Raw genomic sequence first — 12,694 nt, forward strand, 5'->3', positions numbered from 1 at the left:
GAATGTCAAAATCGGCTGGAAATATGGAATAGCTTTAAGTATTACAGTTGTTCTCTTCTGTATTTCTGCTGTCGTTATTTATACCCAGGTGGGGAATGTGAAGGAAGATCTTGAGACATTGGAAAGAAGAGGGGACAGAGCGATTAAAGTAACTGAAATGGCCTCTATTTTCCGGTCCAAGGATATTCTAATCGTTGATTACATCAATACTTCTGAGCACATATATATACAGCAGTTTGAAGATGAAAGAAAAGCCTACAATACATTGGAAAAAGAACTGAAGGCCAAGATGGATTCAGATAAAGAAAAGAATTTTTTCGAACAAATTGCCGCTAATGATAAAGAGGTTAACGATATCTTCTTGAACGAGATCGTGCCGATCGTAAAAACAGGCACTGAAGAAGAGATTGCGTTCACCAGGCAAAAGGCCCGTCTTTTAAGGATAAAAACGGTTGAAGTATTTGAGGACTTAAGAAATTTAATCAACGAGCAGAGACAAAAAGCGATTCATAAGGCAGAACAAAGTCTGAATCAGTCCATTCTTATTTTAGTTATCTCGATTACTGTATCTGTTATATTGGGTGCAATCATTATGACCGTTGTTAACCGATTAATACAAAGTAACTTAAGAAAAGTAATCGAAATGGCCACAGAGATTTCAGCTGGAAATCTGCAGATAGAAGAAAGTAACTATAAAGGAAAAGACGAGATAGGCGAGCTAAGCAATGCAATGAATAAAATGTTAGCAAGTTTGCGTGAAATGATAGGCGGAATTAATAACGTCTCCGGCACCGTCACAGCCCAGAGTCAACAAATGATGCAATCTTCCACTGAAGTTAAGGCTGCGAGTGAACAGGTAGCGTCTACTATGCAAGAGTTATCTTCAGGGGCTGAGCAGCAAGCATCTACTTCTAACGAAATCGCAATCACAATGGATCGTTTTATAGAAAAGCTTAAGGGCGCCAATGATCAGGGCGGCATTGTCAGCAGTACTGCTGAGGATGTATTAAAGATGACTCATAAAGGAAACGAATACATGGAACAATCAGTGAAACAGATGGCCTCTATTGATGAGATAGTGAGAGAAGCAGTGAAAAAAGTAAAAGGTCTTGACCATCAATCACAGGAAATAACCAAGCTTGTTTCAGTCATCCAGGAAATTGCGGAGCAAACGAACTTGCTGGCATTGAATGCGGCTATTGAAGCGGCACGTGCAGGTGAGCATGGAAGAGGGTTTGCTGTCGTTGCAGATGAAGTGAGAAAGCTTGCAGAACAAGTTTCTTCATCCGTGCTGGATATTACAGGGATTGTTCAAAAGGTTCAATTTGAGTCAAATGATGTGGCAACCTCCCTTGAGAACGGATACGGGCAAGTAGAGGCAGGAACGAAGCAAATACAAGATACGGGCGAGACGTTCAGGGAAATGAACGGAATGGTATCCCAAGTCGTACAACAGATCAATCGTATCACTGAGGATCTTCATAAAATTACAGAAACAGGAGCAGAAATGCACCATTCTATCGCCAATATTGCTTCAGTATCGGAAGAATCTGCAGCAGGAATCGAACAAACATCAGCTTCTTCTCAACAAACATCAGCTTCTATGGAAGAAATTTCACAAAATGTTAATGAGCTTTCTCAATTGGCAGAAAATCTTAATGGACTTGTTGGAAGATTTAGAGTCTAAAGGCAATGCATTCTGAAGGGCAGGGGTAAATTCATGGAAAACGAAGTAATGAAGGCAAGGTTGAAGAGGGCGTTTATGAGTTATGCCAGACGATATAGAAGCTGCCTGAAAAATGGTACAGTTGTTTCTGTCACGCCAGAAACAATTACAAAGCAGGTATTTCAACAGCTTTCCCTGGTTGAAGTGGAAAGAATCATCCAGGATATAGAGGTTATTAGAGACCGAGGTGGAGAAGCCGGGGAATATCTCAAAATGATTGTATATGGATTTCAAGATAACTTAAATGACTCTTCAGAAGTAAATGGGTATTCATCCTACTGATAGTAGGATAAGTTAGAAAGATCAAAACCTTAACATAATACTGCTGTAGACTGACTCAGTAGACAGCAGTATCAAATGAGAATGGAGTGAAAGATATGTCAACAACAGCTGCTGAACCTGTTACAGACTTGCTTAATGGGATGCTGCATTCTATCAATAGTATCGTTCCTATACCATATGAAAAGAAAAGCCCTCAAATGTTGAACAGCCACTTAAACTTAGAGTTTGGTGTTTTAATTGGATACACTGGGGACCTTAAAGGGAAATTGGTATTTAAAGCAGATTCATCAGTCTTCAGCTCAATAGGAGAAGTGATGTTTGGAATGCCGTTAGAAGGAGATATGTTGAGCTCTTTTGCAGGCGAATTAGGCAATATGCTGTCCGGGAGCCTTTGTACCTACTTGTCAGAAAAAGGGACGGTCCTGGATATTACCGCTCCGACCATGATAGAAGGTAATTCCAAGTTATCTGGCTTTGAGAGTGCTATTGAGATTGAGGTTACTTTTGATGGTAAAGGATCGATGTTTTTATACTTATTGAAGGATAAATAAACTGATTGAAAGATAGAGAAAGAAGGATAAAAAAATGGCAAGGATTTTGATTACAGATGATGCTGCATTTATGCGCATGCAGTTGAAGGATATGATCACAAAAGCTGGGCACGAAGTGGTAGGGGAAGCAGAAAATGGAGCCGTTGCCATAGAGAAATATAATGAATTGAAGCCGGATTTGGTTACGATGGATATTACAATGCCGGAAATGAATGGGGTCGAGGCGGTTAAAGGCATCAAAAATATTGATGCAAATGCCACCATCATCATGTGTTCAGCTATGGGGCAGCAAAACATGGTATTGGAAGCGATCCAGGCGGGTGCCAAGGATTTTCTGGTTAAGCCATTTAATGCTGAGCGTCTGGAAGAAGCTTTAAGCAAAGTGTTGTGATTCAATAGTTGATGGGGAAGTTTTAGCGAAGAGTACTTAATATTTTTTCCGGCATGCCGTTCCTGGAGAGAATAACACTGTTTGCTTAACAGGAGGATGGAATGAAGGAAAAACCTTTTAATGCTATAAAGCATACCTACGTTGATTCAATTGGGGTGAGCGAGTACACTGCGTATCATCCCGTTGTGAGATTTTATGAGAATGAACCTTACTGTTATATACCTTCAGAGGAATCACCTACGGGTTTGATTGAATATGACAATGAGAAAGAAGCATTAAGGTGTGCAGAGGATCTATACAAAGATTATTTACAGGGAAAGCTAGAATAGAATAGATGTTAGTATTTTTGCATATGCACGTTTACATGTAAAAGGCGTCTCGACCAAAGTGGACGTCTTTTTTACTTATTGGCTTTGTGAAAGAGTATTTTGGTTTAAGTGTTAACTGGTTTCCGCTTCAGGTGCACGACTCCACGGGACGGACGGGTGATCCTCCCAGGAGTTATGTCCAAGTAGGTACGTAACCTTGGTCTCACCTTTCCCGCTGTTCCCGCAGGAGGTCGCAAACCTTCAGTTCCAATTAACTAGAGCTTTCATTATTCATTAGAGTCATGAGTATCCAAAGTTAGTAAACAAGATTGACCATAATCGGATTGTTTCAATAAAAACTGAATAATGATTTATATTGATATATCAAGGGTTAAAAGATTTTCTTCTTAAATTAAATTACAAAGTATATTACTAAAAAAGCCTACTTATTAGTAATATATTCCACATGCTAGAGCACATTAAGATTTGACAAAACATGTCGATATTATGTGTATAAGAATGTCAGAAAATTTTTTGCATTCTGGCATTAATGTTTTACAGGAGGTATTTCATGAAGTTAAAAAGCTTACAATTCAAACTGACCCTCAGCCTCTCGATTCTTCTGTTTTTCCTAATCGCTATCAGAACGACTATAGTAGGAATAGCAGACCGCTTTTTTAGTGATACATTATTGGTTAATATCCTTTCAGCAGTTGGAACCATTATGATTGGTGCTGCTTTCATTTATTTTCTAATAAATTTTTTCGTTGAAAAGCCGCTGAAAAAGTTAACAGCCATCGCCACTCTTTTCAATGAAAATGATTTTACGCAGCGAGTCGATTTAAAAACGAAAGATCAATTTGAACAAATAGCAAATGTCTTCAACAATTTAGCAGATAATTTGCAGACTCTTATCCAAGAAATTCAAAACACAGGCCATCAGGTTGCTGCCTCATCTCAAGAACTGTCAGCAACCTCAGAGGAAACGACGACAGCCAGCGAACATATTTCAGCTACGATGGGCAATCAGCTTAGTGTCGCAGAAAACCAGGTTGTTCAAGTAGAAGAAAGTAAAAAATCAATTGATGAGCTGGTCGATGATATCAAAATCATTTCCCAAAGTACGAAAACTGTTGAAGTGCTGACGAATTCGGCCTCTGAGAAAACGATTATTGGCAGTGAGGAAATCAAGGTAGCCCTTCAGCAGCTGAATGTGATCAGTGACTCAGTGAAAAATTTATCATCCACCATGCACAGGCTTGGTGATCACTCCAACCAAATCGGCAACATTATCGGAGTAATCACTGGAATATCTGAACAGACCAATTTGCTTGCTCTTAATGCTGCGATAGAAGCCGCGCGGGCAGGGGAACATGGGAAAGGTTTCTCAGTTGTCGCGAGTGAAGTCCGAAAACTGGCCGAAGAATCTTCTGTTTCTTCTCAGAAAATCAGTGAATTGATTCAAGCGATGCAGGCAGAAACCAATGAAGTGTTGAAGACTATGGATACGTCAACAGAGGATGTTACCTCAGGGATTCAAAAAGTCTCTACACTGAACTCAACCTTTGCTGATATCCGTGCTGCGATAGAGCAGCTGGAAGGCGAGATCAAAACAGTTTCTACGAAAACCTATGAGATTGAAAGCAACACCGGCAAAGTGACAGAGTCAGTGGAAGCTGTAAGGGAAGTTGTCTTGAACTCATTGAGCGGCATGGAGGCCGTATCTTCAGCGACAGAAGAGCAACTGGCTTCAACGGAAGAAGTCTCAGCCTCTGCACAATCACTGTCTCATTTGGCAGATAATCTCAATGGGCTTGTTCATAAGTTTAAGGTGTAACCGGGGGCTTGCTTGGCTTGCTTCGTGACAGTCACGCCCCGGAATTTGTCGATAAATGTAAAAACGACTCATCCCTTTGAAGGGCTGAGTCGTTTTTTAGTGTTTTCTGCGGGCAAAGTCGACAAACCGAAACTTGTCGAGCCGGTGCCTTGATTCTGTATATTGAAAGAGAGTCGTATCCTCAAGGTGGACATAATTCTTCACCACAACCACATGATCATAACCGGCCAAGTCAAGAAGGGAACGGTCTTCTTCAGTGCACTCCTCGACAACGATCTCTTTTTTGGCAAAGGAAATTGGAAGCTTCAATTCTTCTTCCAGGTATTCATAGATTGACCTCTCACAGATTTCCTTCGTGAGAAGCGGGACACTCTTTTTTAAAAAGAAATCTTTATCAAGAATGATCCGCTCGCCTTTGATGTTACGGGCACGCACGACTTTCCAAACTTCTTCATCCAGCGGGCAGGCCAGCTGTTTTGCAAGATTCTTATCCGGCATGATCAGGCCGAAATCATAGACGATGGTCTTCGATTCGCCGCCTAGCGACCCCTGTAATTCCTTGAAGCTGACTAGTCCGGAGATAGGGAAGCTCAGCTTCGATACGTCTAACACGAGCGAGCCTTTGCCGCGCAATTTTTGGATGTACCCACGCTGGGAGAGCAGTGTCAGTGCCTTCCGGATTGTTTCCCGGGAGGTTTCATAGATATCTGCCAGTTCGTTTTCAGATGGAAGGGTTTCGTTGGCTGGATAGGTGCCGTCCTGAATTTTATCTGCCAATTCTTGATATATTTGCATATATTTATTGTTTTTTGTCATAATATCACCATCCTTATTTTAACATAGTTAAGGTATTTTCAATAAGAGGTTGAGAGTTTTGGGATTTTTCAGGTAAAATGGAGTTATCGCATATTTTAGAAAAGGGTGAAGGATTTGACTACACAGCTTTGGAAAAAATTCATGATAGGTCTTGGAGTGAGCAGTCTTCTCTTGGCGGGTTGCAATAACAATGAAGGGACAAGCAATGAGAACCAGCCGGAAGAGAACGCTCAAGAACAAACCGAAGAACAGCCAGAGGTAAATCCGCTGGAAGAGCAGAATGCTAAAATATTGAAAGACGCGGGTGCTCTTGAGGAAGCTGAGAATATTCCTGAGGAAGAAAAACAGGCGATTCTGGATGCTTTTAATAAATATATCGAAAGCTTTAATGAAGAAAACGTGGAAGAGTATCTGAGTACCCTTTCCGAAACACCGGTCAACTTTACGATCGAAGATGAAGAAGAAGCTGTAAACAATGTGTTTCAAAAGCTTGATGTAAGAAGAGAAGCTTCCAATGTGAAAATCATCAATTTTCAAGGGAAGAAAGCAGACGTTTACGCTGAGCTGGATGTTACCACAAAGGATCCTAACAGCGACAGACAGGCTGAAACCTCAGGAAAGCAATTGACGATTTTCCAAAAAACTGATGACGGCTGGAAGGTTTCTATGATTACGGCTTTGTTGAATGAAGAGGAAGATGCTGAGGCTGATAGCGAAGAGTAAGGTCAGCTTTTAAGGGAGCACCGGTTTATGCCGGTGTTTTTTTTGTTTTGGTTGCGGTGAGGGAGGAGGGAGGATTAGGGTGGATTGGAGTGCCTGGTACAAAAAGGTGGAGCTGAGCCAGGTACAAAAAGGTGGATTTGAGCCAGGTTCAAAAAGGCGGAGCTGAGCCAGAATCAAAAGGGTGGATTTGAGCCAGGTTCAAAAGGGTGGATTTGAGCCAGGTTCAAAAGGGAGGAAATGAGCCAGGGTCAAAAAGACGGATTTGAGCCAGGCACCTAACACTATAAAAATGGACAAAAATATACCCGCTATCAAAGGCTGTTGGATAGCGGGTACCAGCAGGTTATTTTGTCAATCGGTAAACGATCGATTCATATGGTCTCAACTTGATTAAATCCAGATCCGTCTGACTGTCGTCATAGTTGGAAAGCAGGATTTCACTCTTCCACCCGTCGACTTCAAGTTCGTCATTAGGCAAGTCAAAGACGGTTTTGTTGCCGTAGAAGTTGTTGACGACCAGGAGCTTTTCATTTTCACTGTTTCTTGCATAGGCGAATACGTCGGCGTGTTTTGGGGTCAGCAGTTGATAGTCTCCAGTGGTGATGATGTCGTATTCTTTACGCAGCGAAATTAGCTTTTGGTAATGATAGAATACTGAATCTTTGTCCTGTAAAGCTTTCACAGCGTTGATTTCCGGGTGGTTTTTAGCAACCGGAATCCAAGGTGTGCCGCTCGTAAATCCTGCATTTTGGCTGTCATCCCATTGGACCGGCGTACGTGAGTTGTCGCGCGATTTGTGGCGCAGAATTTCAAGGATTTCCTCTTCCGGTTTTCCTTGTTCTTTTAAAATGTTGAAGATGTTAATGGACTCCACGTCGCGATACTCATCAATGCTGGTGAACTTTGGATTGGTCATTCCGAACTCTTCACCCTGGTAGATATAAGGAGTTCCCTGCATCATATGAATCGTGGTGGCGAGCATTTTTGCGGAAAGGTTTCGATATTCTCCGTCATTTCCATAGCGGGATACAATCCGTGGCTGATCGTGATTACACCAGAAAAGGGCATTCCAGCCGCCGCCTGCGTGCATTTCTCGCTGCCATGTGGAAAGGATGTCTTTTAGCTGTAAAAAGTTGAAGTCTGCGACGGACCATTTTTCGCCATTTGGGTAATCGACTTTTAAATGATGGAAATTGAACGTCATGTTGAGTTCGTTGCGATCAGGGTTAGAGTACTTGATACAGTTCTCGATTGTTGTCGAACTCATTTCTCCGACTGTCATGATGTCATAGTTGGAGAAGACTTCTTTGTTCATTTCGTTCATGAATTCATGGACACGCGGTCCGTCTGTGTAAAATGTTCGTCCGTCTCCAGGCGGCACAGAACCGTCATCATCAGGGAAGTCCTGATTTTTCGAGACGAGATTGATGACATCGAGGCGAAACCCGTCGACGCCTTTATCGAGCCAGAAGCGCATCATGTCATATACCTTGGTGCGCAGCTCTTCATTCTCCCAGTTCAGGTCAGCCTGTGTGACGTCGAACAGGTGGAGGTAATATTGACCGGTTTCTTCGTCATACTGCCAGGCGTTTCCACCGAATTTGGACTGCCAGTTGGTCGGCTCGGACCCGTCTGCCTTGCCGTCTCTCCAGATGTAGTAGTCACGATAAGGGCTATCCTTTGATTTGCGTGATTCGATAAACCATTTATGCTCGGTCGATGTATGGTTGACGACGATGTCCATGATGATCTTGATGCCTTTTTGGTGGGCCTGTGATAAAAGTTCATCAAAGTCTTCCATTGTGCCGTATTCCTCGTGGATGCTGAAATAGTCGGCAATGTCATAGCCATTATCTCGCTGGGGCGACTTATAGATCGGCGTCAGCCAGACGACATCGATACCCAGTTCCTTTAAGTAATCGAGCTTTTCAGTAATGCCTTTAATATCCCCGACACCATTGCCGGATGTATCATTAAAACTCTTCGGATAAATTTGATAAACAACAGATTTCTTCCACCAGGGTTGCTGCTTCTTCATTTATAACACCTGCCAATAATAATTTGGTAATACTTTAGCACATCACCGCAGCATAGGGGACAGTCCCCCTTAGCGCTTTAATGCGGTAGTGTGTGAAGAGGGACTGTCCCTCTTAGTGGTTTAATGTGGTAAAGCAAGGGCTTGTTGATAGTATGGATTGTTTGTTTATTTTTATCTTAGGAAAAAGAGAAGAGCCGCCGTGGGAATTCTCAGCGGCGGTTCTTCTGGATTCTATTTTGATTACTTTGTTTTCATTACTTTTGACAACAGGTATGTCAGTAAAAATGGCAGTAAAAATGCGACAGCCATACCGATGAAGAAAGTCAGCCATTGCTCTACAGGAATCGAAACGAATGCCGGAAGACCGCCGACACCGATAGCAGGGGCAATGACGTCTCCCATCGTGATGATCAAGCCCGCCACCGCTGAACTGATAATTGCTGCGATGAATGGGTATTTGTAACGAAGGTTGACCCCGAACATCGCCGGTTCTGTAATGCCGAGGTAAGCAGAAACCCCGGAAGAAACTGCAAGCCCTTTGAATTTCTCGTTGTTTCGTACAATCATCAGCATAGCTAAAGCTGCAGAGCCCTGGGCAATATTAGACAGTGCAACCATTGGCCACAGGTAAGTACCGCCGATAGAAGCAATCAGCTGAAAATCAACTGCGAGGAATGTATGATGCATCCCCGTGATAACAAGCGGTGCATATAATCCGCCGTAAACCAATCCGCCAATAGCCGGTACAGCATCAAAAATAGCGTTAACACCTTCTACTAACCATCCGCCAAGCGTAAATGTGATTGGCCCGATAATCGTAAAGGCAAGGAATCCTGTGATAAGCAATGCGATTGGTGCAACTGTAAGCAGTTGGAACGCGTCTGGAATACGTTTGCGCAACCAAATTTCAATTTTAGCCAAGAACCAGGAGGCGACAAGGATAGGCAGAACCTGTCCCTGGTAACCGACTTTTTCAACCGTCAACCCAAGCAGGTTCCAGGTAGGGATTTCACCTTCCAGCTGTGCTGAACCGTAACCCCAAGCGTTCAGCAGGTCGGGATGGACAAGCATAAGACCAAGGACGATACCAAACAGCGGGCTTCCGCCAAACCGGTTTACAGCACTCCAGCCGATCAGACCCGGCAGGAATACGAATGCCGTATTGGCAATCAGGTTAATGATCGAGGCGATATCCGCCCATTGCGGAAAGGCTTCAATGATGCTTTGATCGTCAAAGAAAATCCCTTGCTGGGTAAGGACGTTATTAATACCCATCAAAAGACCGGCTGTAACAATCGCCGGCAAAATCGGAATGAAAATATCTGCCAGTGTTTTTACCGCGCGTTGAAGCGGATTCAAGTTTTTCTCGGCAGCATTTTTAACATCCTGTTTCGATGCTGTTTCCATCCCGGTTTCGTCCATCATCATTTGATAAACCTTATCGACAGTCCCCTGTCCGATAACGATTTGGAACTGGCCGTTCGTGGAGAATGACCCTCTCACCAGGTCGATTTCCTCGAGTCGTTCTTTGTCTACAAGGTTCTCATCGTTGAGTACTAGGCGAAGACGAGTGACACAGTGGGTAGCCGTATGGATGTTTTCCTTACCGCCGATCGCTTCAATAATTTCATGTACAGATTCTCTGTTCACGCTCATGCTTGTTCCCTCCCGTTTTGGGGTTTGGAGCCCCTTTATTTAAGCCTTTTGTAAAACTTCAGCGTATATCGAAAAAATTACTTCTGCGGCGAGTTAGAATGTATAAATTCAATTACTAGTCTGTGAAAAATGAAGCAATCTATCCATTTTTCAAATATTCCCCAGCTGCCACAGAATAAACAAAATAACGCTTACATTTTAGTTCGGCTTGTTGTATATACAAGTTATGAACTAATTGTATTCATGTATATACAAGTTGTCAACCTGTTTGGTGCCTGTCACGCCCCGGTTATTGTCGAATCAGATTCAGGGCAAAGCAAAATCCCCAGGAAACTCCTGCCTTTAAGGAGTTTCCTGGGGATTTTTTTATAAGAATTTTCCAATTTATTAATCGACATATTTCGGGGCGTGCCTGTCACGAATCAAATACGCTTAACCGAAATCGCATTCCGCATTTTTTTTAACGCATTTTGTCCTTCTTTATCCCGCTTCATCATAATGCTGACATACAGCGCATCGAAGAGGGAGAGCTGTGCGATCCGTGAAGACAGTGCTTCTGAGCGGTAGTCTGTCTCTTCTGAAACAGTATAGAGAGAAATGTCGGCTTTTTCGCTTAAAGGTGATTTGGCGAAATTGGTAATGGCGATCGTTTTCGCTCCGGTTTCTTTAATGACCTTCATGACTTGAAGCATATCCTTTGTAGAGCCTGAATGGGATATAAAGATGCCGCAGTCTTTTTCAGTCATTTGTGAAGCCGTCATTAATTGAATGTGGCTGTCAGTGGAAGCGTGGACCCTTAATCCTGTGCGGATGAACTTATGATAGGCATCCATTGCCACGATACCGGAGCCGCCGCTGCCGAAGAACTCGATGTTATCCGCAGCCAGCATGGCATCGACGGTTTCCTGGAATTGTGTTTCTTTTAAGACCATTAAGGTATCTTCAATCGTTTTCATGTTGGAACGGAACACTTTTGATGCGATGGTTTGCGGTGTGTCATTTTCTTCGACATTTTCGTGGATATCTCTCATGGGTGTCACGATTTCCGCAGCCAGTGCTATTTTCATGGACTGATAGCCTTTGAATCCGATTCTTTTGCAAAAACGGAAAACAGTCGAATCGGCAACACCAAGATTATCAGCAAGCCCGTTGATAGTGGAATGAATAATATCTGTCGGGTTGTTCAAGATATAATTGGCAATTTTTTTCTCTGTATCACTGAATTGGGGATAGTGGGAGCGGATGCTCGCCAAACAGTGCTGGTGATTCTTCTTCATATCTCACTCTCCTGAAAGGGTTTTCATGGTTTTATTATACTAGAAAATACAGAAAGAAAAAATATTTTTCTGAAATCGCTTGCAAAAAGAAAAATATTTTTTATAATAAGGGTAACGCGAAAATAATTTTCACATGAATATAAAAATGAATCCAACTTGAGGTGTTACACATGCAAATAGGAATGATAGGGTTAGGAAAGATGGGATACCAGCTTTCGCTTAACCTCGCTGATCATAAACATGACGTGGTTGCTTTTGATTTAAACGGAGAAGCGATGAAAAAAATTTCCGCAGAAGGAGTTCAAACGGCTTCTACGATTGAAGAATTGGTTTCGAAGTTAGAAAAACCAAGAACGGTTTGGATGATGGTTCCGGCGGGAGAAGCTACAGAATCTGTCTTTGGACAAGTGCTTCCTTACCTTGAAGAAGGCGACTGCATCATTGACGGTGGAAATGCGCACTACAAAGATTCACTAAGAAGAGACGAGCAGGCTGCGGAAAAGGGCGTTTATTTCTTTGACTGCGGAACGAGCGGCGGGGTAGACGGAGCACGTCACGGCGCTTGTACAATGATCGGCGGGAATGCCGAAGTATTCAAAGAAATCGAGGCGATTTTCGCGGATATCTCAGTTGAAAACGGCTACCTTTACACTGGAAAAGCGGGAAGCGGCCACTTTTTGAAAATGGTCCATAACGGTGTGGAGTACGGCATGATGCAGGCGATTGCTGAAGGCTTTGAGATTTTAGAAAAAAGTCCATTCGATTACGAATACGAAAAGGTTGCGCGTGTCTGGAACAATGGTTCTGTCATCCGCTCATGGTTGATGGAACTGACAGAAAATGCGTTCTCCAAAGACGAGAAGCTGGACGGCATCAAGGGCGTCATGCACTCATCCGGCGAAGGCAAATGGACAGTCGAAACGGCGCTTGACCTGCAGACGGCAGCCCCGGTTATCGCACTGTCACTGATGATGCGCTACCGTTCACTTGAAGACGATACATTTACAGGCAAAGTGGTTGCGGCACTGCGAAATGAGTTCGGCGGCCATGCTGTTGAGAAGAGCGGGAAATAATTTTTCATAAATGGGT

12 protein-coding genes and 2 pseudogenes are annotated in these 12,694 nt (G+C 43.0%); 10 read left to right on the plus strand and 4 right to left on the minus strand.

Features of this window, described 5'->3' with window-relative positions:
- Positions 1-643 precede the first annotated feature (643 nt).
- The 8 genes and pseudogenes from M1E09_RS01950 to M1E09_RS01985 form a co-directional block, all read left to right on the plus strand.
- A pseudogene (locus M1E09_RS01950) lies at positions 644-700 on the plus strand (hypothetical protein); the annotation flags it as partial.
- A 231-nt stretch (positions 701-931) separates the two neighbouring features.
- Positions 932-1,687, plus strand: a complete 756-nt coding sequence (locus tag M1E09_RS01955) for a methyl-accepting chemotaxis protein (RefSeq protein WP_456274871.1) — start codon at positions 932-934, stop codon at positions 1,685-1,687.
- Between the two features lie 33 nt (positions 1,688-1,720).
- Positions 1,721-2,008 (plus strand): hypothetical protein, encoded by a 288-nt coding sequence (locus tag M1E09_RS01960; protein WP_456273228.1) that lies wholly within the window; start codon positions 1,721-1,723, stop codon positions 2,006-2,008.
- A gap of 95 nt (positions 2,009-2,103) precedes the next feature.
- The gene (locus M1E09_RS01965) at positions 2,104-2,559 is read left to right on the plus strand and encodes a chemotaxis protein CheX (RefSeq protein WP_456273229.1); all 456 of its coding nucleotides are present in this window, start codon (positions 2,104-2,106) and stop codon (positions 2,557-2,559) included.
- A 34-nt stretch (positions 2,560-2,593) separates the two neighbouring features.
- Positions 2,594-2,950 carry a response regulator gene (locus M1E09_RS01970; protein ID WP_456273230.1) on the plus strand — a complete coding sequence of 119 codons (357 nt, stop codon included), beginning with the start codon at positions 2,594-2,596 and terminating at the stop codon, positions 2,948-2,950.
- A 101-nt stretch (positions 2,951-3,051) separates the two neighbouring features.
- Positions 3,052-3,279, plus strand: a complete 228-nt coding sequence (locus tag M1E09_RS01975; RefSeq protein ID WP_456273231.1) for a hypothetical protein — start codon at positions 3,052-3,054, stop codon at positions 3,277-3,279.
- Between the two features lie 703 nt (positions 3,280-3,982).
- Positions 3,983-4,105, plus strand: a pseudogene (locus tag M1E09_RS01980) (hypothetical protein); the annotation flags it as partial.
- 171 nt (positions 4,106-4,276) lie between these two features.
- The gene (locus M1E09_RS01985) at positions 4,277-5,095 is read left to right on the plus strand and encodes a methyl-accepting chemotaxis protein (RefSeq protein WP_456274872.1); all 819 of its coding nucleotides are present in this window, start codon (positions 4,277-4,279) and stop codon (positions 5,093-5,095) included.
- Between the two features lie 96 nt (positions 5,096-5,191).
- Here the strand turns inward: M1E09_RS01985 and treR are convergent, their stop codons facing one another.
- A complete protein-coding gene (treR, locus tag M1E09_RS01990; protein WP_456273232.1) occupies positions 5,192-5,911 on the minus strand; it encodes a trehalose operon repressor in 720 nt (239 codons plus the stop codon).
- 114 nt (positions 5,912-6,025) lie between these two features.
- Here treR and M1E09_RS01995 point away from each other — a divergent pair, with 114 nt between their 5' ends.
- A complete protein-coding gene (locus M1E09_RS01995) occupies positions 6,026-6,634 on the plus strand; it encodes a hypothetical protein (RefSeq protein ID WP_456273233.1) in 609 nt (202 codons plus the stop codon).
- A gap of 343 nt (positions 6,635-6,977) precedes the next feature.
- Here M1E09_RS01995 and treC read toward each other — a convergent pair whose 3' ends face one another.
- The 3 genes from treC to M1E09_RS02010 form a co-directional block, all read right to left on the minus strand.
- Positions 6,978-8,672 (minus strand): alpha,alpha-phosphotrehalase, encoded by a 1,695-nt coding sequence (gene treC / locus M1E09_RS02000; RefSeq protein ID WP_456273234.1) that lies wholly within the window; start codon positions 8,670-8,672, stop codon positions 6,978-6,980.
- A 240-nt stretch (positions 8,673-8,912) separates the two neighbouring features.
- Complete coding sequence (gene treP, locus M1E09_RS02005) at positions 8,913-10,328, minus strand: PTS system trehalose-specific EIIBC component (protein WP_456273235.1); 1,416 nt, start codon at positions 10,326-10,328, stop codon at positions 8,913-8,915.
- A 422-nt stretch (positions 10,329-10,750) separates the two neighbouring features.
- Positions 10,751-11,605 (minus strand): MurR/RpiR family transcriptional regulator, encoded by an 855-nt coding sequence (locus M1E09_RS02010; protein WP_456273236.1) that lies wholly within the window; start codon positions 11,603-11,605, stop codon positions 10,751-10,753.
- Between the two features lie 170 nt (positions 11,606-11,775).
- Here M1E09_RS02010 and gnd point away from each other — a divergent pair, with 170 nt between their 5' ends.
- On the plus strand, positions 11,776-12,678 hold the full coding sequence (gene gnd / locus M1E09_RS02015; protein WP_456273237.1) for a phosphogluconate dehydrogenase (NAD(+)-dependent, decarboxylating): 903 nt from the start codon (positions 11,776-11,778) through the stop codon (positions 12,676-12,678).
- The last annotated feature ends 16 nt before the right edge of the window (positions 12,679-12,694 follow it).

Source organism: Bacillus sp. AK031 (assembly GCF_053903065.1).